The sequence below is a fragment of the Cognatitamlana onchidii genome (assembly GCF_004804355.1).
GTDB lineage: Bacteria > Bacteroidota > Bacteroidia > Flavobacteriales > Flavobacteriaceae > Cognatitamlana > Cognatitamlana onchidii.
Genome location: NZ_SRWZ01000006.1, coordinates 16,753 through 42,145 on the forward strand (window position 1 = coordinate 16,753; position 25,393 = coordinate 42,145).

The window sequence follows — 25,393 nt, forward strand, 5'->3', positions numbered from 1 at the left end:
AGGTACGTTTTATGAATATTGTTATTTTATCCAGGAATCCGCAGTTATACTCCACAGAACGCCTAGTTGAGGAAGGAGAAAAAAGAGGGCATCAAGTTGAAGTTATAGACCCTCTTAAATGCGATCTTATCATTGAAAAAGAAAAACCTACCATTTACTATAAAGACCGGCATTTAGACTATGTCGATGCCATTATTCCCAGAATTGGTGCCTCAATTACTTTTTTTGGATGTTCTGTGGTCAGACAATTTGAGATGATGGGCGCTTTTACCATAGTAACTTCTGATGCGATTCAGCGCTCCAGAGATAAATTACGTAGTTTACAAAGACTAAGTAAAGCTGGTATTGGCATGCCCAAAACCGTTTTTACAAATTATTCCAGAGATGTGGAAGAAGTTATTGAATATGTAGGCGGCACCCCTGTGATTATAAAACTTTTGGAAGGCACGCAAGGACTGGGCGTTGTTTTAGCTGAAACCAAAAATGCCGCAGAGTCTGTTTTAGAGGCTTTTAATGGCTTACAAGCTCGCGTTATTGTTCAAGAATTCATTAAAGAAGCTAAGGGAGCAGACATTAGGGCTTTGGTTGTTGACGGTCAGGTAGTAGGTGCTATGAAACGGCAAGGTAGAGAAGGGGAATTCCGATCTAATCTACACCGCGGAGGTTCTGCAAATATTATAAAACTAAATCATAACGAATTAAAGTTAGCCATGGGAGCTTCAAAAGCGTTAAATTTGCCTGTCTGTGGCGTAGATATGCTGCAATCTTCCCGAGGTCCATTGTTATTAGAAGTAAACTCCACGCCGGGTTTGGAGGGTATTGAAACAGCCACAGGTAGAAATATTGCTAAATCTATTATTAGATTTATTGAAAAAAATGCCAAGTAAATGCCTAAATCTAAAATTGAAGTACTAAATATTCTAGGAGAATCTATATACCCAGGAGAGCGTAAAGAGGTAAATTTTGACGTTGCTAATTTACACACGTCTACCCCTGTAAATATTCCCGTAATCATTGAACGTTCGAAAAAACCTGGTCCTACAGTGCTATTTACAGCAGGTATTCATGGCGACGAGGTTAATGGTGTGGAAATTGTTAGGCAACTTATAGCAAAAGGCATTAACCAACCCAAAGTAGGCTCTATAATTTGCATGCCTGTAATTAATGTTTTTGGTTTTATTAACCTGAAACGAGAATTTCCCGATGGTCGAGACTTAAACCGTGTATTTCCAGGAAGCCCTACAGGATCTTTGGCTGGTCGTGTAGCTTACAAACTTATTCATGAAGTCATACCTCATGTTGACTTGATAGTTGATTTTCACACCGGTGGTTCTGGCAGATTTAATGCGCCTCAGATTAGATACTCCAAAGACAACACAGAACTAAACGACTTAGCTCAAGCATTTGGGGCGCCATTTGTATTATATTCCAAAAACTTATCAAAATCATTTCGAACAACATGCTCTAAACAAGGTAAACAACTTTTACTTTTTGAGGGCGGAAAATCTTTTCATATTGATGATGTGGTAACAAACACTGGAGTAAACGGATCCAAGCGCTTACTAAAACACTTAGGGATGTTAAAAACCGTTTTTAAATCTAATAAACCCAAAAGAGACTGTGTGTTTATTAATGAAAGTAAATGGTTGAGAGCCAAATATTCTGGTATGTTTAAGGCTACCATGGCCGTTGGATCTTATGTTGAAAAAGACGATATTTTAGGACATATTACAGACCCATATGGTAAGTTCAATTATTTTGTTAGAGCTAAAAATAACGGATTCATTATCAATGTAAATGAGTCGCCTATTGTTTATCAAGGAGACGCCTTGTTCCATATTTCTTTAGATGTAAAACAATAGAAACATGACCAAAGAAGACGCTCGAAAAACCTATAAAGCTAAACGGCTAGACCTAACAGAAAATGATATTGAAGATTTAAGTTTGGCCATTTCAAATCAATTGTTAAAACTACCTATATGGGGTTCTTCGTTCTACCATATTTTTTTAACTATTGCAGAGCAAAAAGAAGTAAACACAGATTATATTTTGAATATTCTCTCTGGTAAAGATAAAAACATTCTTATTTCTAAAAGTGATTTTGTATCTGGACGTATGACCCACTTTTTGTTAACAGACAACACCCCAATAAAAAAAAATAAATACAACATTCCCGAACCAGTTGAAGGTATTGAAATAGCCTCTAAAAAAATTGAAGTGGTTTTTATACCGCTATTGGCTTTTGATAAAACAGGCAATAGGGTTGGTTATGGCAAAGGCTTCTACGATAGATTTTTAGCTGAATGCCAACCAAAAACTTTAAAAATTGGACTCTCTTTTTTTTATGCAGAAAATGAAATTGTCAATACTTTGGAAACAGATATTAAATTAGATTACTGCATTACACCAAACACTATTTACACCTTTTAATTGTTACAATTTTCGCAATAGGTCTTTCTTAAGAATGCATTTTCAAGCAACTGAAATGTTACCCCATCTTTATAAGACGAATTAAACAACTTACAAAATCGATCCTTGTTCACATTGTAAGCATTTAACATAATAATTCTATAGCTCTTCTCCGTGGTTAGATTCTTATCTATTAGTGTTAGGTTTAAATAATAGAAAAGTAAATCTTCGTCTATATCAATGGTTCTAGCCTTTTCGTCAAGTAAATCAACCGCCATACTTGGATCGCCATACTTATTAAAATATTGTGCTAAATTAAGGTAGTCACTATTTGACGACTTAAACTTTCTATAATTACTATTAACATAAGTCACAGAATTAGCTTTGCTTGAATGGTCGCCTTGTCCAAGAAAATACTCCGATAATATGATATGAAAATTCACTAGCATTCTAGAAATATCGGCATCAGCAATACCATAGTCTTTTAACGAGAAGATTTGAGTATTGAGATCTGTTTTTTGCACATTGGCTGCATCCCAGTACAAAAGTTTAATTCTTACTGCTGCCAAATTGTACTTTACAGCCGCATTATTGGGTGCTAATTTTTCAAGTTCTTGCAGTTCTTTATAGGTAATTAACGCATAAGTATAATCAGTAAGATACTTGAAAGCAGCATTTTTATTCAGTAAGTCAACATAGGCTTTTTCTTTTGGAATTATCATCTTATCTAAAAAACTTAAGCCCTTAGGATTTCTTTTAATCCGCTCAAATATAGAATTCTGCACATCCTTAGCAGTTTCAATATTTCTTTTACTAATTTCTAGATTGAACTTTGACAATAATTCGTTTAAGGCCAACGTACTAAACTTATCCTTTCTTTCTATCTCCAACTCTACAACAGCCTTCCTATGATTTTTAAGAATCGGCTCCATTTGCCTTGAAACGGTACCTGCTATCTCTTCTCTAACCTCATCTTTTGTTAATGGTTTTAAATACTCGTACTTGGTTCCTTCAATATCATTAAAAAACTCTACCCAGTTTTCTGAGGCAGACACTTCTGTTTGTATTTCGGGACCCTGAAATTCCTGAATAGCATTAACAATACTATTGGCCCGTTTTTCTTGAAGCACAATGTTTCTGCTTACGATCCCTTCGATAGATGCATAGGCTTTTATTTTAATACGCTTAATATTATAATCTCCTAGCCTTAAGGATTCGTATATGGGTTTTATATCTTCCTTTGAAAATGTTGTTTGATTTTTTTTGAAAGGAATAATAAACTTTAAAGCTTTTTCCTGAGTCGCAAATGTTTGTTGGTCTAAGGATTGGATTTGTTTTGGACTAAATGTTAACTCATCTAAATACATCCCCATATCGAGTAAATCCCAGTCGTAAGCCTTTAAATCGTAAATAACATAATATCTACAAAGATATTTATTGCTCAAAAATAGAATATTAAACTCTAAGTCTTCATCCAACAAGTCCTTTGGAATTTTACCAAGATTTACCTGATAAACATTGTTGTCATTTTGTTCTAACTTATTCTTTAATGTTTTAGAATATACTGGTTTGAGTAAAACACCTTGAATTTCTTTAACGGGAACAGATGCAATACTACAATCATATTTACTTTTTGGCACAATATCGACGGCTAAACCATCACCTGCCCGACTAAACAAACGATTAAACCACTCCATATCATTTACTTGAAAATATAAATCGGACTGTTCTCTAACAATAGAAAACTCAACTTCTTCTGGCTTTTGGTTAAATATTTGGAAGCAGGTTTGACATTTATCGTTCTCATCATTTCCAGGAAATAAGATATCATAAGTGTTTTGCGAGAAAGAAAAATTAAAGAATAAAAAACAAAAGTATACGAATAGATACTTACCTTTCATTAAATCGGGGATTAAAGTGAATATAATAGCAAAATTTAAAGATAATAAATAAAATTTGATGGTGTGAATAACTCCCTCACATTCTCCTATATTATTTTTTACTTGGAAAAGCTTGTTTATTAAACACGATTAGCATTACAAACCCAGTACTTATTGCTACGTCGGCAATATTAAAAACCGGTTCAAAAAAATTAAACCGCTTACCGGCATAAAAAGGAAACCACTCTGGCAAGTCTACTTCAAATAATGGAAAATAAAGCATATCAACAACTCTACCGTGCAACCATGTATCATAACCTCCCGAATCTGGCAAGAACGCCGCTACTTGCCCCATGCTATCATTAAAGAAAACTCCATAAAAAACGGAATCAATAATATTTCCCAAAGCTCCAGCAAATATTAAAGAAATAGCAAGTATTAAAATTCTTGAAGTTTGTTTTTTTGTAGCATCATATAACCAATAACCAATACCAAAAATAGCCACCACCCTAAATAAAGTTAGTGATACTTTAGCTGTTCTATCGGAAATAAAAGAGGAAAAATCACTTAGTTTAGTTCCCCAAGCCATGCCATCATTCTCAATAAAATAAATTTTAAACCAACTAAATACATCCACACTTTCATGAAGTATAAAATGTGTTTTAATGTAAATCTTACTAACCTGATCTATTATTAGGATAATGACAATTAGGGCAAGTGCTTTTTTTAATGACATTTTAACAAGTTATAGAGCATTAAATAGAATCTAAAACGTTTAAAAATGAAAAACGCCTCAAACTTGAGACGTTAAACATATATACTATAAAAAATAATTATTGCATGTTTTTCGCTTCAATACTTAAGGTGGCATGAGGCACAAGTTCCAACCTTTTTTTATTGATTAATTTACCTGTTACACGACAAATCCCATAAGTTTTATTTTCAATACGAATAAGCGCATTTTTCAAGTCGCGAATAAACTTCTCTTGTCTAATGGCCAGTTGAGAATTAGATTCTTTACTCATAACTGCACTTCCTTCATCAAAAGCTTTAAAGGTAGGCGAGGTATCTTCTGTACCGTTATTGTGGTCATTCATGTACGCACTTTTTATAAGCTCTAAATCATGCTGAGCCTTTTCAATTTTTTCAGAAATTAGTGCTTTAAACTCTGCTAATTCTGCATCTGAATATCTTACGCTATCTGCCATAATATTTAATGTTTTTGGATAAATAGTTTGGTATTTACATCATCAAAAGCAATTTCTATACCATTTTCTAATTCATCAATTATTTCAAGTTCATTAGTTAACGTTTCTGATTTGATGTAGGTCATATTGGCATCAACAGCACTTACAATTTGTTCATCTTTTTGAAGGGTTACATCAATTCTATCTGTAACTTCAAACCCAGAATCTTTTCGTAAATTTTGAATGCGATTTATTAACTCTCTAGCAATTCCTTCTCTACGAAGATCATCAGTTATGGTTACATCTAAAGCCACTGTCAAGGCGCCTTCATTAGCCACTAACCACCCTTCAATATCTTGTGAGGTGATTTCTACATCTGTTCGCTCTAAAGTAATATTTTTTCCGTTTACTTCAACATCTAAAATACCATTTTGCTCAATTAATTTAATATGGTTAGCACTAAAGTTATTAACTACTTGAGCCACAGACTTCATGTCTTTTCCAAAACGAGGCCCTAGTACCTTAAAATTGGGCTTTATTTGTTTTACAAGAATGTCTGAAGCATCTTCTAAAACCTCTATCTCCTTTACGTTAACCTCCGATTTTATAAGGTCTGAAACAGCTAATATTTCAGATTTTTGAGATTCGCTATTTATAGGAATCATAATTTTTTGTAAAGGTTGTCGTACTTTAATCTTTTCTTTAGCTCTTAAAGAAAGTACAAGAGACGATATAATTTGAGCACTTTCCATCTTACGCTCAAGAGACTTATCAACAAAAGTTTCATCAAAAACTGGAAAATCAGCTAAATGAACACTTTCATATTCTTCTTTTTTGGTTACGGCATTTAAATCTAAGTATAGCCTATCCATAAAAAATGGAGCCACAGGCGCACTTAGTTTTGCAATATTAACCATGCAAGTGTACAATGTTTGATACGCAGATATTTTATCTTTTTGGTAATCACCTTTCCAAAAACGTCTTCTACTTAAACGTACAAACCAGTTACTTAAATAATCTTGTGTAAAATCTGAAATAGCACGTGTTGCTTTTGTTGGCTCATAATCTGCATAATAAGCATCTACCTTCTTAATTAAAGTATGTAATTCTGATAAAATCCAACGATCTATCTCTGGTCTTTCATTTAGAGGGGTATCTACCTCTGCATAACTAAAATTATCGAGATTAGCATACAGTTGAAAAAATGAATACGTGTTATAAAGTGTCCCAAAAAACTTTCGTTTTACCTCTTCAACACCATCAATATCAAACTTTAAATTATCCCAAGGGTTGGCATTAGAAATCATGTACCAACGTGTAGCATCGGCACCATAGTTACTGAGCGTTTCAAAGGGGTCTACAGCATTACCCAATCGCTTTGACATTTTTTGTCCATTCTTGTCTAAGACAAGACCGTTAGACACCACGTTTTTATAAGCCACCGAATCGAATACCATTGTCCCAATAGCATGAAGGGTATAGAACCACCCTCTAGTCTGATCGACACCTTCGGCAATAAAATCTGCAGGGTAGGTAACCCCTTTATCAATTAAATCTTGGTTCTCAAAAGGGTAATGCCACTGCGCATAAGGCATAGATCCAGAATCAAACCAAACATCAATTAAATCGCTTTCACGGAACATTTTTTGACCCGTTGAAGACACCAAAACAATACTGTCTACAATATTTTTATGCAAATCTAACTTGGCATAGTTTTCTTCGGAATTATTGCCAACTTCAAAATCGGCAAAAATATCCTGTTCTAAAACACCAGCGGCTACAGCCTTTGCTATTTCTTGCTTTAACTCTTCTACAGAACCTATACAGATTTCTTCTTTACCATCTTCTGTTCTCCAAATAGGTAATGGAATTCCCCAATAACGAGAACGCGATAAATTCCAATCGTTAGCATTAGCTAACCAATTACCAAAACGTCCAGTTCCTGTTGCTTTTGGCTTCCAGTTAATCTGTTCATTAAGGCTAAACATTCTATCCTTTACGTCGGTTACTTTTATAAACCAAGAATCTAATGGATAATACAAGATTGGTTTATCTGTTCTCCAACAATTTGGATAACTGTGTTTATATTTCTCAACCTTAAAGGCTTTGTTTTCCTCTTTTAATTTAATGGCTAATTCAACATCAACAGAACGTTCTGGAGCCTCTCCATCGGTATAATACTCGTTCTTAACATACTTGCCAGCAAATTCACCCATTTCTGGTCTAAACCTACCCTGTAAATCAACTAGTGGCACTAAATTGTCGTATTCATCTTTAACAAGCATAGGAGGCACTTCTGGGCTTGCTTGTTTTGCCACCAAGGCATCATCTGCACCAAAAGTAGGTGCTGTATGGACAATCCCAGTTCCATCTTCGGTAGTTACAAAATCACCAGAAATAACTCTAAAAGCATTTTCAGGATTATCGTTTGGTAAGGCGTATTTTAATAGTTGCTCATATTTAATACCTACTAAATCTTTACCTACAAATTCCTTCGAAACACAGAAAGGTATTTTCTTGTCTCCTGCTCTATAATTTGATAGTTCCGACCGGCTTTCAACTTGTTTGAATTTTCCAGAAAACTGATAACTAACCAGCTTTTTAGCCAAAATCACTTTAACCGGTATAAAAGTATATTGATTGAAGGTTTCAACCAACACGTAGTCTATTTTTGGGCCAACGGTTAAAGCTGTATTGCTCGGTAATGTCCATGGTGTTGTTGTCCAAGCTAAGAAATAAACCTCGCCTTCACTTTTCAAAAAGCCTGGCAACGAATCGGTTATAGCTCTAAATTGTGCAACAACAGTTGTGTCTGTTACATCTTGATAGGTCCCAGGTTGATTTAACTCATGCGAGCTTAATCCGGTCCCTGCCTTGGGGGAATATGGTTGAATAGTATAGCCCTTGTACAGCAAACTCTTGTTATAAATTTGCTTTAACAGCCACCACACACTCTCCATATATTTTGGTTCGTAGGTCACATATGGGTCATCCATATCTACCCAATACCCCATTTTTTCGGTTAGATCATTCCAAACATCCGTATAACGCATCACGGCTTTTCTACAAGCCGCATTATAATCTTCTACAGATATGGTTTTACCGATATCTTCTTTCGTAATACCTAATTCTTTTTCAACCCCTAGTTCAATAGGTAACCCATGGGTATCCCAACCAGCTTTTCGCTTTACTTGGTATCCCTTCATGGTTTTATAACGTGGAAATATATCTTTAATAGCTCGAGCCAAAACATGATGCACTCCAGGAAGTCCATTTGCCGATGGCGGCCCTTCATAAAACACATATGGATTAGCTCCTTCTCTTGAGGATACACTTTTTTCAAAAATGTCATTTTCTTGCCAATATTGCAGAATCTCATCTGCTACATTTGGCAAGTCAAGTCCTTTATATTCAGGAAATTTCACGCTCATTTACTCTAAATTCTTATAAGTTCGCGAATTTAATGAATTTTGCAAAAAAAGTAAGACTAAAACCAATTTTTAATACAGAAACACTGAAACACTATTTAATGCCTGTTGGAGCGTGAAACAAACGATGAAAGAAGTACTACTTTAACTTTATACAAAACTTACAATCAGTCACACTTCTCAAGCTATAGCTTTCTAAGCTAGAAATGCCACTAAATCTTCAATCTTAGAAATAAGTTGAACCTTTATAGAGGTACCTTTAAGAGATATTTTATTGTATTTAGACACAAAAATAGTGGTAAACCCAAGTTTTTCGGCCTCCAAAATACGTTGATCAATACGCTGTACTGGGCGAATTTCTCCAGAGAGACCAATTTCGGCAGCAAAACAAAAATCCTTTTGTATGGACACATCTTCATTAGAGGATAAAATTGCAGCTACTACAGCCAAATCTATCGCCGGATCATCAACCGTAATACCCCCAGTTATATTCAAAAAAACATCCTTAGCGCCTAACCTAAACCCCGCTCTTTTTTCAAGAACTGCCAATAACATATTTAGCCGTTTGTAATTAAATCCGGTGGCACTTCTTTGAGGTGTTCCATAAACCGCTGTACTAACAAGCGCCTGCACTTCAATCATTAGAGGTCGCACCCCTTCCAAAGTTGCTGCAATAGCATTCCCTGATAGTTCTTCATCTTTTTTTGAAATGAGAATTTCTGATGGGTTAGAAACTTCTCTTAACCCAGCACCCTGCATCTCATAAATTCCTAGTTCACTAGTTGAACCGAATCTGTTTTTATGAGCTCTTAAGATTCTAAAAACATGATTTCGATCTCCTTCAAACTGCAAAACGGTGTCTACCATGTGCTCTAAAATCTTAGGCCCCGCAATACTTCCGTCTTTTGTTATATGCCCAATAAGTAATATAGGTGTTGCCGTCTCTTTCGCAAATTTTATAAGTTCTGATGTACACTCTTTTATTTGGGAAATACTTCCTGAAGAAGACTCAACATAATCACTATGCAAAGTTTGAACAGAATCAACTACCACAATATCTGGATTCAATTCTTCTATTTGCTTAAAAATATTTTGAGTTTTAGTTTCTGTTAAAATATAACAATTACTCTTTCCTGGGTTAATACGCTCGGCGCGCATTTTTATTTGTTTTCCACTTTCCTCTCCAGAAACATAAAGCGTTTTATAAGGCAACTTTAGAGAAATTTGTAATAAAAGTGTACTCTTTCCAATACCAGGTTCGCCTCCTAACAGCGTTAAAGAACCGGGAACAATTCCCCCTCCTAGCACCCTATTCAATTCTTCATCACCAGTACCTAATCTAGGCTCTTTAGACGTGTCAATTTCATTTATTTTTAAGGGGATAGGAACTCTTTTATCTTTTTTATCGGAGAGCTTCCATCCTTTCTTCCCAGGCTTTTCTATGAGTTCCTCTACTATAGTATTCCATTCTTTACATGCGTTACACTGTCCTTGCCATTTAGCAAATTGTGTCCCACAGTTCTGACAAAAAAAAGTAGTTTTAACTTTCGCCATTCCTAATACCCAAAATCTCTTTTAATTAAATCGGCTCGATCTAACAAATCATCTTTAGTAATACCACCGATTTCATCTAAATTGTAAGCTGATTGAAATGTTCTCATGGCTTTCTTAGGCTCACCTGTTTCTTCGTAAAACCGTCCCATATAAAACCCACCTAACAATGTGTCTGGATATGCCTTCCTTGCCATTTTACCTAAATCTTCATAATATTCGTAGGTCTCATTTCTTTCTATAGCTGCTGCAATGGCATTAAAGTCATTGATAAGAATTTGCTTTTGAACACCAAATAAGTCATTAATGACTTGATACTTTTCTTGAAGATAAAGCACTGGCGATATTTCCAATTCAAGTATAACTTCTTTGTATTCTTGTTTTGAGATAGGCTGAAAAACTTCAAATATACTTTCTATGGCCTTTGGAATAGCGTGTGCCGAAATTGAATAATGCGAAGGTCCTTCAAAATGATCATGACTGTAAACTAAATGGTCATTTTCAAGCATTGAAATATCTTTATCTAAGCTGCTTACCATATTTCTAATAGATTTAGAATCATTATTGGTATCGGCTAAATAATAAAATGTTTTAGATTGAATTTTACGCAACGTTTCTGGTAGATAGTCTATTAATGCTGGAGCCAATTCGGGACTTATAACCATATACCCCTGAAAAAGAGGTTTTGACTTTAGCAAATAATAGTTTATGAAGTTAGCTGTTTCTCCATGACCTACGGCAATTTTAAAACTGCCTACCTGATAATTAGCCTCTAAATACGGAATTAACTCTTGTCCAATAAATTCGTAGAAGGCGGCCCCTGAGCCAGTAGGCAAATAGTTTTGCTCTGAATACATGCAGTCATCAAACCTAAAACCTAGTTGATTTACTCCAACCACAACAGCATCGGGCATGTCCTCCCAATACGTATAATAGTCAACATTGCCTGCAACAGCCTCAAACATATAATCGCCATCTAAGACTAAAAACAGCGGATATGTTTTATCATTTTTTGTTTGATATCCTCTAGGCAGTTGGATTTTTATTTGACGTTCTTGCCCTAATTTTGATGATTTAAAGGTTTCATATTTAACTTGACCAAATAGTAGGCTAGACGCTAGAAACAACGCTAACAAAAGAAGAATTTTAAAACATTTCATGAAGGCTGATTAAAATTTAAAGCAAGGTAAAAAATAAAGGTTAACTATAAAATAGCCTATAACAAGGTTACATAAATAATTTAAGAGGCTCTTTTAAAGAATAACCTATTCATCACCCAAACTATCTTCATAACCATACACCTTAAAGCTATTGGCCCCACCAATAATCACTTGAGACTTATCAAAGACTTTTTCAAGAGCTCTTGGAATTCCGCGCAAAACAACATTATGCTGGCTGGTATTATGAAAATCGTCATAATTAAAACTAAAATAATCATTTTCAACATTTTCAAGAGCTTCAACGGTACTTTTTAAGGTTGAATTTACTGGCGCTGAATCTATTGACGAAGCAGCCATATAATATGAAACTTTGTTGGTATGACTTTTGGCTCTTTCTATTAAATCCTTGCTTACTTCTGGAGTAACAATGGGATTTAAATTCACACATGCCTGAAAAACCGGTGATTCCGAAAACAAGAAAGACACTATTAAATCAGTAAAATTGTCATCCCCTATAATCACATTAAACCCGTTCGTTTTAAAATGAGTATGCATATATGGTAATAAATCTGAAACAATAAAATCATAATAATCACTCTCGACTAAGTGCGGTTTACCATTATTATCACCTATATTTTTTGAATTACTTTTATCTATCCCAACTACAATAGACTCAGGCATTTCTCCAACATAAGCATGATAATCGGCCAACCCAATAACCGGATTGAATAAATACTCGGAATTAAGAACTAAAATAAGGGGGTATTTTTTTGCATGATCTTGATTATAGCTATCTGGCAACTCAATAGTTATTGATTGTTGGATTCCCAACTTGTTAGAGTCAACCTCCTGAGAGAGCGTTTGCCCTATTAAACTGACATTAATAGATATAGACAGAACAATAAATAAAATATTCTTCATGACATTAGTAGGCTAAAATTTGGACTGCAATATAACAAAAAAATAGACTAAGTGTTTATTTTTTTCGATGAAATGCCGTTTTTTTAAAAATATTCAGCTTTAATGATCTCTATTTTGTCATATAAAACATCTTTATCAATAAACTGAGAAGGCGTTAGGGCGACCCCTGACTGATAACTTTGCAAGGCTCTTTTGTAGTTACCAACGTTTTCATAGTACATCCCAAAGTAATAAGCTCCTATCATAGACTCTGGATAGGTTTTCTTTGCTAGTTTAGCAAGTTTTAAAAGAGAATCTTTATCTTCTTTCTTCTGGCAAGCAGAAGCAATAGCGCGTAAATCATTTTCAACAACTCGCTTTTCTATTCCATAACTCTTAAAAATAACGTCATATTTCTTTTCCAAATATTCAAAAGGGCTACCATCAAACTCAAGCAAGTCCTCTTTGTACTCCTTTTTACTTATTGGCTTGTATAATTTAAATATTTCGTTTAAGGCTTCTGGGATGGCCTGCCCTACAAGGGTATAATGGTTAGAATCAGCAAAGTCATTAAACTTATAAAAAAGATGTGGGTTATCAATGCTTTTCAATTTACTGTCTGTATTTAAAATCGTTGATCTTAAATAACCTATATCTCCATCACTGGTCGCTAAATAATAGTAGATATCCTTTTCCAGACTTGTTAACCTGGAACTTAACCTTTCCGGAATTTTATTGGCATAATCTGGACTTAGCACCACATAACTATCAAAAAGAGGCGCTTCCTTGAATAAATAATAATTTATAAAATTGGCACCAAGATCATGCCCTACGATGGTCCTAAAATTTGATACGCGATAATTCTCCTGAATGTAAGGCAGGAGTTCCATGCTAACAAATTCAAAAAAAGTAGCTCCATTTTGGGAAGGCATGTGAGTTTCATAACTTAATTCAAAATCTATTAACCGAGTTTTTGACTGGTTCACTCCAACAACAATACATTCGGGCATTTCATTCCAATAAGTCTGGTAGTCTATATTTCCTGCAACTGGCTGAAAAAGATAATCGCCATCAAACACGATAATCAATGGATAGTTAATCTTATCGAGATTATCATAACCATCGGGAAGTCTAATTTTTAGCTCACGATCTTCTCCTAACTTACTGGAATAAAATTTTTTATACTCAACCTGAGAATAGATAATTCCAGTAAAAAACATCAAACAAGCAAGAACAGTTTTCAATTTCATTAAACATGTTAATTTAGGTCTTCGCAAGTTAAACAAATATCTTAAAACTAGTTAATCTACTTGAGTTTTACGATTAAAAATTGGCAAGTAAATAAGAGATAACCCACCAAGGACAATTATTAAGAATGTTTGCGAAGCCCACATAATCCAACCAAATGCCATACTTGGGTCTTCTGGAATACTAAAAATTGAAAACGCCGCATAGATAGCCAAGGGATAAGAACCTATTCCTCCATTAGTTGCAGCTATGCTAAAACTTGCTGAGATAAACCCAATTAAAATAGCTCCAAGAGACACCGCTTTTAAATCGTCTATAGCTAAGGAGGTAACATAGAACATCGCTATATACATACCCCAAATAAATAATGTATGAAAAATAAAGGCCCATTTCTTTTTCATCTTAAAAATACTTAGAGCGCCTTCAACTAACCCATTAACAAAAACTTTAATTTTTTTTGCAAAAGTGGTCTCGCTCTTTTTCACAAACCTTGTAAAGACTACAAACGAAAACAATACTATAGCAATACCAACAAAAATTTTAATCGGATTAAACCTTTCGACTAAAAAAGCATAAATAAAATCAAACTGCAAAAACAAAGTTACCGCGATAATACCCAGCATTACGATCATATCTGCAATACGTTCTGCAACAATAGTCCCAAAACCTTTTTCAAAGGGGACTTCCTCATAATTAGTAAGTATCGAGGCTCTCGCAACCTCACCTGCTCTTGGAATTGTATAGTTTATTAAATACGCTGAAAAAACAGCCATAATACTATTACCTAAACGAATATCATACCCCATGGGTTCTAATTGAAATCGCCAACGGTAAGCTCGAGATAAATGACTTAATAGCCCCAAGAACATACCTAACAAAATCCAGCCATGATTCGCCTTTTGAGCATATTCCAATAATTCCGATAAAGATACTTTCGACAAAGCGTACCAAACCAAAAAAACTCCCAAAACTAGTGGGAGTGTAATTTTCATAATCTTTTTAAACTTTTTACTCAAAAGCCTATTTTAATAAATTGGTTGTTTCATTTGGGAATACCAAAGAGGGCTTAAACCCTTTTGCTTTTTCGATATCCATAAAAGCATAGGTAATTAATATAAGTGTATCTCCTACAGACACTTTCCTAGCAGCAGCACCATTTAATGTAATTTCACCTGTATTACGTGGGCCAGGGATACAATAAGTTTCAAGACGTTCTCCGTTATCATTATTAACAATTTGGACTTTCTCCCCTTGGATAATATTTGCAGCGTCCATTAAGTCTTCGTCAATGGTTATACTACCAATATAATTGAGTTCTGCACCTGTGCATTTAACTCTATGTATTTTAGATTTTACTACTTGAATTTGCATGCGGCAAAGATAATTAATTTAATGCGATATTATCTATGAGTCTTATATCATCTGCATATACGGCAATAAAAGCTCTATATGTCTTTTTTTTAGATTTTCTTTGAACTGTTTTTAAAGTTTTAGTATCGGCAATAATAAAATATTCTAATTCCAACAGCTCCTGATTAACGAACTGACTTTCAACCCATCTCGTTATACTTCCAGCACTTTCTGTGCCAAATTTTTCTTTGGCAGCCTGTAATGTCTTATATATAAATGGAGCCGCGTCTTTGTACCTAGGCTTCAACCTTGTATTTCTTGAACTCATTGCTAAACCGTTTGGTTCGCGATGAATCTTACACCCCACAATATTTACAGGAATATTATACTTTTCAGCTAGTTTTTTAATGATTGTAAGTTGCTGAAAATCTTTTTCACCAAAATAGGCCTTATGCGGTTTTACTATTTCAAAAAAACGCTTTACTATAGTGCCTACACCATCAAAATGTCCCGGCCTAAAAGCCCCTTCCATTTCATTCTCCAAACCATCAAAGTCAAACTTTTGCGACACCGTATTACCGTTATACATATCATCTATCGAAGGCGCATATACAATTATAGAATCTTTATCAACAGTTTTAAGCAGAAGAATATCTTCATTTAAAGTCCTGGGATACTTCTCCAGATCATCATCATTATTAAATTGCGTAGGGTTTACAAAAATACTTACGACCACTTTATCGTTCTCCTCCAACGCTTTTTTTACCAGCTGCAAATGCCCATCGTGTAATGCTCCCATAGTTGGGACCAACCCGATAATTTGTTTATCAGCCCTTAGAGCTTCAACACAGGAAGTTATTTGTTGTTTTTCAGAGTAAATTTTCACAATTTAATATAAAATTAACGCGTGCAAACTTAAGATTTTACCCGCAATTAGCATAAATTTTTGTATTTTTGCGTGTTTTTTATTTTCAATAATCAAAAGCAGAACCTTTATAATCAAGCTTTATACAATTTCTTTTTAAAGAAAGAGTTGAATAATTAAGCCGTATAAAGATATTTTTAAGTCAAATAAAACTAGTATATGAAAGATAAGAGGATATTGTACGTATCATCTGAAGTCGTGCCCTATTTACCTGAAACTGAAATTTCTTCCATGTCGTTTGAAGCTCCAAGAATGGTAAATCAACAAGGTGGACAAATTAGAATATTTATGCCTAGGTATGGCAATATTAATGAGAGAAGACACCAGCTGCACGAAGTTATTAGACTATCTGGAATTAATTTAGTTATTAACGACTTAGATATGCCTTTAATTATAAAGGTAGCTTCAATTCCTAAAGAACGTATTCAGGTGTACTTTATTGATAATGATGAGTATTTTAAAAGAAAGGCTACCCTAACGGACGAAGATGGGAAACTATTTTCAGATAATGATGAACGCGCTATTTTCTTTGCAAAGGGCGTTATAGAAACTGTAAAGAAATTAAATTGGGCTCCAGACATTATACATGTTCATGGTTGGTTAGCGTCCTTGCTACCCCTATATTTGAGAGAATACTATAAGGATGAGCCATTATTTAATGAAAGTAAAATTGTTACATCTGTCTATAACCAGAGTTTTAGCGACACGTTAAACAAGGATATGGTTAATAAAATTAAATTTGATAATATAGACGACGAGGTAATAAAACCTTTAGAAGAACCCTCGTACACGAATTTAATGAAAATTGCCATTGATTATTCTGATGCTTTAATTGTTGGATCTGAAAATATTCCTGAAGATCTTGACGCTCACCTACAATCCTCGAACAAGCCAATCCTGGAATACAAAAGCAAAGATGAATTTGGAGAAGCTTATACAACATTTTTCAATAATAGCGTTTTAAGCTAAATACCCCCTCATCTTAAAATTGATATATGAAAAAGACAATAAATGCCCTAAAATTCTCTGTTGCTCTTATTTTAATCTTTTCAGCTTTCTTTGGTTGCGACAAAGAGTTTAATGCTATAGATAGTGATGTTTTAGGACCTGAAAATTTCAACTTTGCTACAAGAGACTCTGTTTGGCCTGTTACAGCCTACAACAAAAAGCTAGATTCTTTGCAAGTTAATAATTTACGCTCAATTCTTCTTGGTATATACAATGATCCAGCGTATGGTGAGACCAAAGCCAGTATTGTTACTCAAATTACACCGACTTCATTTAGTCCAAGTTTTGGGGTTAACCCGGTTATGGATAGTGTTATTATGAGCATCCCATATTTTAGTACAGCTATTAGCACTGATACTGATGGTTTCCCAATTTATAGATTAGATTCTTTATACGGGAACTCTAAATCAAGTATTAAGCTAACCATTTATGAAAATGGCTACTTTTTAAGAGATTTTGACCCTAGCAATCCTGACGATCTTACCCAAAATTATTATTCTAACGGAAATAGCGCCGTAAATTCGGCATTGAACGGGAGCTCTGTTATTAATTTTGACGAACATATTGTAAATATAGACATGCCCATTTTAAACATTGACGCCTTTATTCCTGATAGCACCTCCGTAAAAACAAGTATTGGAACAGGTGATAACAAGGTTACTACAAGATCCGACCCCGCCTTTAGGTACGAGTTAGATAAAGATTTTTGGACTAAAACCATTATCGATATGGAAGGGGATCCTGTTTTAAGTAATGCTAATAACTTTAGAAACTATTTTAGAGGCTTGTATTTTAAAGTAGAATCAAATCCTTCTCAAGAAGGAAACATGATTCTGTTTAATCTTTTAAATTCTGCAGCAAACATTACTTTATATTACACCCAAGGCGAGGATGCGTCGCGGTCTCAATCATCTTATACATTAAACTTTTCGGGAAATAGATTTAACACCTTTATAAACAATTATAAGGTAGCATTAGTTAATGGCGATAAAGACGCTGGAGATGCAATATTATATCTAAAAGGCATGCAAGGATCTATGGCGGTAGTAGATCTGTTTAAGGGGATGATTGATTGTGATGGAGATGGCGTAGCCGAAGAAGACGCTTTGAAATGCTTTATAGACACCTTTAGACAAATTGACAACAATGGAAACTATATACAGGACCCACTTACAAATAGATTCTTATTAAAACGACTTATTAATGAAGCACATTTAGTTGTTTTTGAAGATGAAAATATTGATAACGGAGGAGATGAGAATTATCATTTATTTGATAGGATTTATGCTTATGATTTAGAAAATAACCGTCCTACTATTGACTATTCAATAGATCAAACAGAGAATTCTCAAGACCCTTTTAATTCAAAAGTAATTAGTTTAGTTCCGAGGAATCCAGAAAATGGTAAATTCAAAATACGTATAACCGAACACCTGAACAATATTTTAATTAGAGATTCGACAAATACCAAAATCGGTTTAGTGATGTCTACTAATGTAAATTATATAGATAATTCAGAAATACTGAATAGTGAAGATGAGGTAACCCAAGTACCCTCTGCAACGATTCTTTCGCCAAGAGGCTCTGTTGTTTATGGAAGTAACGATAATGTTGACAAAGACAAAAAGCTAGCGTTAAAAATATTTTTCACGGAATCTAAATAAGTATAATTATATGATTTTAAGTATTGTATACTAGAATTTAACAAGAAACCAAAAGCATGACTTTTATCGTATAAATCATTGCTTTCACATAATAATTAATTCTGATGTGTATTTATTTCACATCTTTGCACTGAACTATAAACCCCTAATCAAAAAAATAAAACTATGTGTGGAATTGTAGGATATATTGGCCCAAGAGAAGCTTATAACATTGTTGTAGAAGGCTTAAAACGGTTGGAATATAGAGGGTATGACAGCGCAGGTATAGCCCTATTTGATGGCACAGACCTTAAAGTTTCAAAAACTAAAGGAAAAGTTGCCGATTTAGAAACTAAAGCTTCAAAAGAAATTTCGAAAAATGGAAATGTTGGCATAGGTCATACAAGATGGGCCACACATGGGGTACCTAATGACATAAATTCACACCCTCATGTATCAAATTCTGGAGATTTAGTAATCATTCATAATGGAATTATTGAAAATTATGAATCTCTAAAACAAGAATTAATTACTAGAGGCTATACGTTTCAATCTGATACCGATACAGAGGTTTTAGTGAATTTAATTGAAGATGTAAAAAATCAAGAAAATGTAAAACTTGGAAAAGCTGTTCAAATAGCTTTAAATCAAGTTATTGGAGCTTATGCTATTGCCGTATTTGATAAAAACAAACCCGAAGAAGTCGTTGTAGCTCGCTTGGGTAGTCCTTTAGCTATAGGAATTGGAGATAATGAAGATGAGTTTTTTATTGCGAGTGATGCTTCTCCTTTTTTAGAATACACAAAAAATGCCGTGTATTTGGAAGATGAAGAAATGGCCGTAATACGATTTCATAAAGGAATTAAAATTAGAAAAATTAAAGACGACTCCTTAGTCGACACCTATGTCCAGGAGCTCCAAATAAACCTAGAACAAATTGAAAAAGGTGGCTATGATCATTTCATGCTTAAAGAAATTCATGAGCAACCTAAAGCTATCACAGACACGTATAGAGGAAGACTGCTAAGAAACGAAGCTATTATTAAAATGGCTGGGGTAGAGGATAATATGAAAAAATTCCTTAATGCTAAACGAATCATTATTGTTGCCTGCGGAACTTCATGGCATGCTGGTTTAGTTGCCGAATATATTTTTGAAGACTTAGCAAGAGTTCCTGTGGAAGTTGAATATGCGTCGGAGTTTCGATACCGAAACCCTGTTATTACAGAAGATGACGTTCTTATTGCAATTTCACAGTCAGGAGAAACGGCAGACACTTTAGCAGCAATAAAATTAGCAAAATCGAAAGGCGCTTTTGTTTTTGGTGTTTGTAATGTTGTTGGATCATCGATTGCAAGAGAATCTGATGCAGGAGCTTATACCCACGCAGGTCCTGAAATAGGGGTTGCTTCAACCAAAGCCTTTACCACTCAAATTACCGTATTAACTTTAATGGCATTACGATTAGCTAGAGCTAAAGGCACGATAAGTAGTTCCGATTTTAGAACTCACCTTCTAGAATTAGAAATGATTCCTCAAAAAGTTGAAAAAGCCTTAGAGTCTGACGGGTTAATCCAAGTGATCTCCGACGTTTATAAAGATGTTAACAACTTCCTGTATTTAGGAAGAGGTTATAACTTCCCAGTTGCTTTGGAAGGTGCCCTTAAATTAAAAGAGATTTCATATATACATGCCGAAGGCTATCCTGCTGCCGAAATGAAACACGGTCCTATAGCATTGATTGATGAAAACATGCCAATTGTAGTCATTGCAACCAGAAAAGGACATTATGAAAAAGTAGTAAGTAATATCCAAGAAATAAAATCTAGAAAAGGAAAAATTATTGGTATTGTAACTGAGGGGGACACTCAAGTAAGAGAGCTGGCCGATCACGTTATTGAAGTTCCAGAAACTTTAGAGTCATTATCTCCGTTGCTTACTACTATACCATTGCAACTACTATCCTACCATATTGCTGTTATGTTGGACAAAAATGTTGACCAACCAAGAAACCTTGCAAAATCGGTTACTGTAGAATAATAGAATAAAATCACATTAAACATTTAGTAAAAGCCATGTTTCAAGAACATGGCTTTTCGCATCTACCCCATTTTTTTTATCAATTAAATAAAATAACTAGACTTTTTTTACTGAATTATACTATGCGTGCATAATTTTTTATATTTTTAGCAATGTGCAATTTGGCTTATATTTACTTTGGCCTTTTGTTAAACTTAAACTATACTTATTAAATGAGAACATTTTTCCCTATTATCTTGTTGTTTATTAGTAGTGTTTGTTACGCTCAAACAACAATAACTGGTTCGGTTGTTGATGATAACGAACAACCCATTCCTGGAGCTAACATCATTGTTCTTGGAACATCTACTGGAACTGTAACAGATTTTGATGGAAACTTTACTCTAACCTATAGTCAGAACCCACCGTTTTCGGTTCAGGCCAGTAGTATAGGGTTTGAAACTGTCACGCAAGAAATTACCACAAATAACCAATCTGTGAAATTTATTTTACAAGAAGGAACCGCCTTAGATGAGGTAGTTATTTCTGCATCAAGAACTCCTGAGCGTGTTTTTGAGTCGCCCGTAACTATTGAGCGGCTGGGATTGAAAGAAATAAAAAATACAGCCTCAGCCGATTTTTATGATGGTCTAGAAAACCTAAAGGGTGTTGATGTAAACACCAACAGTTTAACTTTCAAATCGGTAAACACGAGAGGTTTTGCCACCTTTGCCAATAACAGGTTTATGCAACTTGTAGACGGCATGGATAATTCTACACCTGCTCTAAATTTCCCTATTGGAAATTTAGTTGGTATGACAGAAACAGATGTTTTAAGTGTTGAATTACTCCCAGGAGCCTCCTCTGCACTCTACGGAGCGAATGCCTTTAATGGAATATTGTTTATGAGGAGTAAAAACCCTTTTGATTACCCAGGGATTAGTGTTTCCATAAAAAAAGGGATAACGTCTCAAGAAGCAGCTGGAGATAATGACTATACAGACTTAAGTTTAAGAGCTGCGTATAAGTTCAGTAACAAATTTGCTGCTAAAGTAAATTTTGGTTATTTAAAAGGAACTGATTGGGCTGCCGTGAGCGAAGTAGATAAAATTGATCCTTCGAGAACTAGAGCTGATCTAGACTACGACGGTATTAACGTATACGGAGATGAAGTCTCTGCAAATATAAGAACCGAAGCTCCCGATGCTGTTAAAGGCATTATTCCAGATGTAGATGTAAGCAGAACAGGTTATAATGAAAAACATTTAACAAATTACAATGCAGAAAGTATTAAAGCCGATTGGGGATTATATTATCGCCCTTTCGAAGATGATTTTGAAATTGCCTATGTTGGTAAAGTAGGAACGGGTTCCACCATATATCAAGGTACCAATCGATATAACATTGCCAACTTCTTTCAACAACAACATAAATTAGAATTCAGAAATAACAACTTCTTTTTACGAGGTTATGTTGTTGCCGATAAAGCAGGAGATTCTTATGATATGGTATTTACAGGTATTAACATAAATAGAGCTTGGAAAAGTGATGAAGATTGGTTTCGTGAGTATATCGAGACTTATGCGGGAGCTACCTTGGGAGGTGCTACGGAAGAGGAAGCTCATGCAGCAGCACGAGCTCAAGCAGAAACTGGACGTTATGAACCAGGAACTCCAGAGTATAATGCCGCTTTTAACAGAAGTATTAATGACCCCGACTTAAGCACTGGCTCTAAATTCCAAGATGCTTCTAAGTATTACCACTCCGATGCCAATTATAACTTTGGTCATTTAATTGATTTTGCAGAAATTCAAGTAGGAGGTTCTTTTAGAAGGTATAGCTTAAATTCTTCAGGTACTATTTACACAGATCTTGATGGCCCCATTGATTATTCTGAATATGGTTTATATACTCAAATTCAAAAAAGTCTTGAATTAAACGAAAACTTAGATTTAAAACTAACAGGATCTGTTAGATATGACAAATCAGAATTCTTTGATGGTTTCTTTTCTCCAAGATTATCTGCTGGTTTAACTGTAAATCAAAATCATAACATTAGAGCATCTGTACAAACAGGGTTTAGAAACCCAACGACTCAAGATTTATTTATAGGCCTCGATGCTGGTAGAGCTATATTAGTGGGTTCTGCTCCAGAAAACTTAGATCGATATGTTAGAACTTTTGACATAAGCAACGAAGGACAGGCCATTGGCCAGCCTGCAACGGTTACTCAAACTGGTCGTGTTGCCTATGAGAACTCTTATACTAGAAGTTCTGTTGAAGCCCTTTCAGAAACTGGAGACCCCTCGGTACTTGAAATTGCTAATCCAGAGCTTATAAAACCAGAGCAAGTTACTTCAGCAGAAGTTGGATATCGAGGAAAACTTGACGGGTTAATCGTAGACTTTAGTGCATATTACAATAGTTATAAAGACTTTATTTCTCAAGAGGTGGTGGTATCTCCTTTTTACGGTACTGTTGGTGATGGCAGTCTATCGGTTGCAGCCATTGCAAATGATGATTTTCAAGCCTGGAGTACCTACACAAACTCCCCTGCCGATGTTAATTCGTATGGTGCGTCAATTGGGTTATCCACTAAAATTTTTGGAAATTACGATTTAGGAGGTAGTTACACCTATGCAAAATTAGACTTTGACCGTCAAAAATTTCCTGATTTTACCACGAATTTTAATACTCCTGAGCATAAATTTAAAGCCACATTTGGCAATACCGAATTGTTTAAAAACTTTGGCTTTAATATTGCCTATAGATACAGTGATAATTATTTTTGGGAAGCCACTTTCGGTAATGGTTTAGTTCCAGAATACCATGTGCTAGACGCTCAAATAAACTTAAGAGTTCCGAGCTTTAAATCATCTTTCAAAGCTGGTGCAACCAACCTGTTAGGAGAAGAATATTTTACGGCCTTTGGAACAGGTAATATTGGTTCTATGTTTTATGTATCATGGACAATTAATAACTTATAAAATGAAAAAGAACATCATGAATACTAGATATATCATCATTTTAATACTTATTGTAGGTTTTACATCCTGTAATTCTCCCGAAGATGTGTTGAGAGACAATAATGTGCCTATTAAAGAAGACATTCAATTACCCGCTTTAGACGCTGGTGGTGTCGATTTTTCTACATATATTTCTTTAGGAAACTCGTTAACGGCTGGCCTTTCAGATGGCACCGTTTTTCTTGCTGCTCAAAAAAAATCTTACCCCAAAATACTATCCGAAAAATTTGCATTAGTTGGAGGCGGAGATTTCAATCAGCCTCTTGTAAATGATAACAATGGGGGCTTAGCTCTTAATGGAACCCGAATAGCAGAACCAAGATTTGCAATAGGTGAAGATGAATGTAGTGAAGACCCAACACCAAAAAGATTAGATGATATCATAGGTCCAGTAACCGTCACTACAGATATATTATTAAATAACCCAACAGGGCCATTTAATAATATGGGAGTTCCTTTGGCTAAAAGCTTTCATTTATTAGCACCAGGATATGGTAATTTGGCAAATTTAGAATTAGGCCGTGCTAACCCTTATTTTATTAGAATGACAGGATCGACCCCAGACGCAAGTGTTTTAGAACTATCTATGGCACAAGCTCCTTCTTTCTTTTCACTATGGATAGGTAGTAATGACGTTTTAGGTTATGCAACTTCTGGTGGCGATGGCTCCAACCCAATCACTCCTGTTGATGGCCCTCCAGGCGTTGGTTTCAATCAAACTTACGGAGCCTTAATTGCTACTTTAACATCTGGTGGAGCGAAAGGTATTGTTGCTAATATTCCCTATGTGACAGATATTCCACACTTCACTACAATAGATTGGAATGCTTTAGACCCAACAGATGAATGTCAAGCCGATCTTGCCGATCAAATACCAGCATTAAACGCACAGCTATATGGTATTTTAAAAGATATATTTACGGCTTATGGTGAACCTGATAGATTAGATTTACTAACAACTGAAGGTCCCAACCCTCTTTTAATATATGACGAAACTCTACAAGACCTATCTGCGCAAATAACAACTATTCTTAGTAATAGTCCAGAATTTGCTTTATTAGTACAATCATTTGGCTTGCCCGTTGAAGCAGTTCCGCTTGTGGCAGGCCTTTTTGGAAATGCATACGGAACTGTAAGACAAACAAATGAAAATGATCTGTTAGTTTTAACAAGTGGTTCAATAATCGGAACAGTAAATGAATCCTCATCTAATGCCCTGCAAGGACTTGGCTTATCGAAAGAAGTTGCCGATCAGTTTTCGGTAGAAGGTATTACGCTTCCATTGATTGATAAATGGGTTTTATTGCCCAGCGAACAAAAAGAAATAAACGATGCTACCGATAGCTATAATAACACAATTAAAATGGCTGCTGCTCAAGCAGGCTTAGCTTTTGTTGATATAAATTCCTTACTTACAGAATTGGCCACTACAGGCCTTACATATAATAACTTCACATTAACATCAGGGTTAATTACTGGGGGAGCTTTTTCTTTAGATGGAATTCATTTAACATCTAGAGGGTATGCCGTAATTGCAAACGAATTTATGAAAGCTATTGATGAAACCTATGGTTCAAATTTTGAGGCATCTGGGAACTTAGTGGATATTGGCACATATCCAACTAATTACTCTCCTTTATTGCCTCCGCAATAATTTGT

The 25,393-nt window shown here is 34.9% G+C and carries 19 protein-coding genes; 8 read left to right on the forward strand and 11 right to left on the reverse strand.

Annotated elements, in window-relative coordinates:
- Positions 1 to 11 precede the first annotated feature (11 nt).
- From rimK to E5D58_RS11650, 3 genes are read left to right on the forward strand one after another with little or no spacing between them, the layout of a single operon-like run.
- Positions 12 to 887, forward strand: coding sequence for a 30S ribosomal protein S6--L-glutamate ligase (gene rimK, locus E5D58_RS11640; RefSeq protein ID WP_136482045.1), 876 nt, complete (start codon positions 12 to 14; stop codon positions 885 to 887).
- On the forward strand, positions 888 to 1,862 hold the full coding sequence (locus E5D58_RS11645) for a succinylglutamate desuccinylase/aspartoacylase family protein (RefSeq protein ID WP_136482046.1): 975 nt from the start codon (positions 888 to 890) through the stop codon (positions 1,860 to 1,862).
- A gap of 4 nt (positions 1,863 to 1,866) precedes the next feature.
- Positions 1,867 to 2,430 carry a 5-formyltetrahydrofolate cyclo-ligase gene (locus E5D58_RS11650; RefSeq protein WP_136482047.1) on the forward strand — a complete coding sequence of 188 codons (564 nt, stop codon included), beginning with the start codon at positions 1,867 to 1,869 and terminating at the stop codon, positions 2,428 to 2,430.
- Here the strand turns inward: E5D58_RS11650 and E5D58_RS11655 are convergent.
- The 11 genes from E5D58_RS11655 to panC all read right to left on the reverse strand — a co-directional run bounded on the left by E5D58_RS11655 (position 2,427) and on the right by panC (position 15,999).
- Entirely contained in the window at positions 2,427 to 4,310 is a 1,884-nt protein-coding gene (locus E5D58_RS11655) for a hypothetical protein (protein WP_136482048.1), read from the reverse strand. The two genes, E5D58_RS11650 and E5D58_RS11655, sit on opposite strands and share 4 nt — an antisense overlap.
- A 91-nt stretch (positions 4,311 to 4,401) precedes the next feature.
- Positions 4,402 to 5,025 (reverse strand): lipoprotein signal peptidase, encoded by a 624-nt coding sequence (locus tag E5D58_RS11660; protein ID WP_136482049.1) that lies wholly within the window; start codon positions 5,023 to 5,025, stop codon positions 4,402 to 4,404.
- Between the two features lie 97 nt (positions 5,026 to 5,122).
- A complete protein-coding gene (locus tag E5D58_RS11665; RefSeq protein ID WP_136482050.1) occupies positions 5,123 to 5,497 on the reverse strand; it encodes a TraR/DksA family transcriptional regulator in 375 nt (124 codons plus the stop codon).
- 5 nt (positions 5,498 to 5,502) lie between these two features.
- A complete protein-coding gene (gene ileS, locus E5D58_RS11670; RefSeq protein WP_136482051.1) occupies positions 5,503 to 8,907 on the reverse strand; it encodes an isoleucine--tRNA ligase in 3,405 nt (1,134 codons plus the stop codon).
- 192 nt (positions 8,908 to 9,099) lie between these two features.
- Complete coding sequence (radA, locus tag E5D58_RS11675) at positions 9,100 to 10,458, reverse strand: DNA repair protein RadA (RefSeq protein WP_136482052.1); 1,359 nt, start codon at positions 10,456 to 10,458, stop codon at positions 9,100 to 9,102.
- A gap of 2 nt (positions 10,459 to 10,460) precedes the next feature.
- Positions 10,461 to 11,615 (reverse strand): alpha/beta hydrolase, encoded by a 1,155-nt coding sequence (locus E5D58_RS11680; RefSeq protein WP_136482053.1) that lies wholly within the window; start codon positions 11,613 to 11,615, stop codon positions 10,461 to 10,463.
- Positions 11,616 to 11,720: 105 nt separating this feature from the next.
- Positions 11,721 to 12,536, reverse strand: coding sequence for an alpha/beta hydrolase-fold protein (locus E5D58_RS11685; protein ID WP_136482054.1), 816 nt, complete (start codon positions 12,534 to 12,536; stop codon positions 11,721 to 11,723).
- An 83-nt stretch (positions 12,537 to 12,619) separates the two neighbouring features.
- Entirely contained in the window at positions 12,620 to 13,765 is a 1,146-nt protein-coding gene (locus E5D58_RS11690; protein ID WP_136482055.1) for an alpha/beta hydrolase, read from the reverse strand.
- A 51-nt stretch (positions 13,766 to 13,816) separates the two neighbouring features.
- A complete protein-coding gene (locus E5D58_RS11695) occupies positions 13,817 to 14,755 on the reverse strand; it encodes a lysylphosphatidylglycerol synthase transmembrane domain-containing protein (RefSeq protein WP_235835905.1) in 939 nt (312 codons plus the stop codon).
- A gap of 28 nt (positions 14,756 to 14,783) precedes the next feature.
- A complete protein-coding gene (gene panD / locus E5D58_RS11700; RefSeq protein ID WP_136482057.1) occupies positions 14,784 to 15,134 on the reverse strand; it encodes an aspartate 1-decarboxylase in 351 nt (116 codons plus the stop codon).
- A 13-nt stretch (positions 15,135 to 15,147) separates the two neighbouring features.
- Positions 15,148 to 15,999: a pantoate--beta-alanine ligase gene (gene panC, locus E5D58_RS11705; protein WP_136482058.1), complete on the reverse strand. Its 852-nt coding sequence runs from the start codon at positions 15,997 to 15,999 to the stop codon at positions 15,148 to 15,150.
- 198 nt (positions 16,000 to 16,197) lie between these two features.
- Between panC and E5D58_RS11710 the strand changes: the two genes are divergently transcribed.
- The 5 genes from E5D58_RS11710 (at position 16,198) to E5D58_RS11730 (ending at position 25,388) form a co-directional block, all read left to right on the forward strand.
- Positions 16,198 to 17,007 (forward strand): glycogen/starch synthase, encoded by an 810-nt coding sequence (locus E5D58_RS11710; protein ID WP_136482059.1) that lies wholly within the window; start codon positions 16,198 to 16,200, stop codon positions 17,005 to 17,007.
- Between the two features lie 26 nt (positions 17,008 to 17,033).
- Positions 17,034 to 18,710, forward strand: coding sequence for a DUF4270 domain-containing protein (locus E5D58_RS11715; RefSeq protein ID WP_136482060.1), 1,677 nt, complete (start codon positions 17,034 to 17,036; stop codon positions 18,708 to 18,710).
- 165 nt (positions 18,711 to 18,875) lie between these two features.
- Positions 18,876 to 20,729, forward strand: coding sequence for a glutamine--fructose-6-phosphate transaminase (isomerizing) (gene glmS, locus E5D58_RS11720; protein ID WP_136482061.1), 1,854 nt, complete (start codon positions 18,876 to 18,878; stop codon positions 20,727 to 20,729).
- Positions 20,730 to 20,941: 212 nt separating this feature from the next.
- The gene (locus E5D58_RS11725) at positions 20,942 to 23,695 is read left to right on the forward strand and encodes a TonB-dependent receptor (RefSeq protein ID WP_136482062.1); all 2,754 of its coding nucleotides are present in this window, start codon (positions 20,942 to 20,944) and stop codon (positions 23,693 to 23,695) included.
- A 1-nt stretch (position 23,696) separates the two neighbouring features.
- Positions 23,697 to 25,388: an SGNH/GDSL hydrolase family protein gene (locus tag E5D58_RS11730; protein ID WP_235835906.1), complete on the forward strand. Its 1,692-nt coding sequence runs from the start codon at positions 23,697 to 23,699 to the stop codon at positions 25,386 to 25,388.
- The last annotated feature ends 5 nt before the right edge of the window (positions 25,389 to 25,393 follow it).

Bases quoted from the DNA above. Each gene is read 5' to 3' on its own strand.
- rimK (WP_136482045.1), top strand. From the start codon at position 12: ATGAATATTGTTATTTTATCCAGGAATCCGCAGTTATACTCCACAGAA.
- E5D58_RS11645 (WP_136482046.1), top strand. From the start codon at position 888: ATGCCTAAATCTAAAATTGAAGTACTAAATATTCTAGGAGAATCTATA.
- E5D58_RS11650 (WP_136482047.1), top strand. From the start codon at position 1,867: ATGACCAAAGAAGACGCTCGAAAAACCTATAAAGCTAAACGGCTAGAC.
- E5D58_RS11655 (WP_136482048.1), bottom strand. From the start codon at position 4,310: ATGAAAGGTAAGTATCTATTCGTATACTTTTGTTTTTTATTCTTTAAT.
- E5D58_RS11660 (WP_136482049.1), bottom strand. From the start codon at position 5,025: ATGTCATTAAAAAAAGCACTTGCCCTAATTGTCATTATCCTAATAATA.
- E5D58_RS11665 (WP_136482050.1), bottom strand. From the start codon at position 5,497: ATGGCAGATAGCGTAAGATATTCAGATGCAGAATTAGCAGAGTTTAAA.
- ileS (WP_136482051.1), bottom strand. From the start codon at position 8,907: ATGAGCGTGAAATTTCCTGAATATAAAGGACTTGACTTGCCAAATGTA.
- radA (WP_136482052.1), bottom strand. From the start codon at position 10,458: ATGGCGAAAGTTAAAACTACTTTTTTTTGTCAGAACTGTGGGACACAA.
- E5D58_RS11680 (WP_136482053.1), bottom strand. From the start codon at position 11,615: ATGAAATGTTTTAAAATTCTTCTTTTGTTAGCGTTGTTTCTAGCGTCT.
- E5D58_RS11685 (WP_136482054.1), bottom strand. From the start codon at position 12,536: ATGAAGAATATTTTATTTATTGTTCTGTCTATATCTATTAATGTCAGT.
- E5D58_RS11690 (WP_136482055.1), bottom strand. From the start codon at position 13,765: ATGAAATTGAAAACTGTTCTTGCTTGTTTGATGTTTTTTACTGGAATT.
- E5D58_RS11695 (WP_235835905.1), bottom strand. From the start codon at position 14,755: ATGAAAATTACACTCCCACTAGTTTTGGGAGTTTTTTTGGTTTGGTAC.
- panD (WP_136482057.1), bottom strand. From the start codon at position 15,134: ATGCAAATTCAAGTAGTAAAATCTAAAATACATAGAGTTAAATGCACA.
- E5D58_RS11710 (WP_136482059.1), top strand. From the start codon at position 16,198: ATGAAAGATAAGAGGATATTGTACGTATCATCTGAAGTCGTGCCCTAT.
- E5D58_RS11715 (WP_136482060.1), top strand. From the start codon at position 17,034: ATGAAAAAGACAATAAATGCCCTAAAATTCTCTGTTGCTCTTATTTTA.
- glmS (WP_136482061.1), top strand. From the start codon at position 18,876: ATGTGTGGAATTGTAGGATATATTGGCCCAAGAGAAGCTTATAACATT.
- E5D58_RS11725 (WP_136482062.1), top strand. From the start codon at position 20,942: ATGAGAACATTTTTCCCTATTATCTTGTTGTTTATTAGTAGTGTTTGT.
- E5D58_RS11730 (WP_235835906.1), top strand. From the start codon at position 23,697: ATGAAAAAGAACATCATGAATACTAGATATATCATCATTTTAATACTT.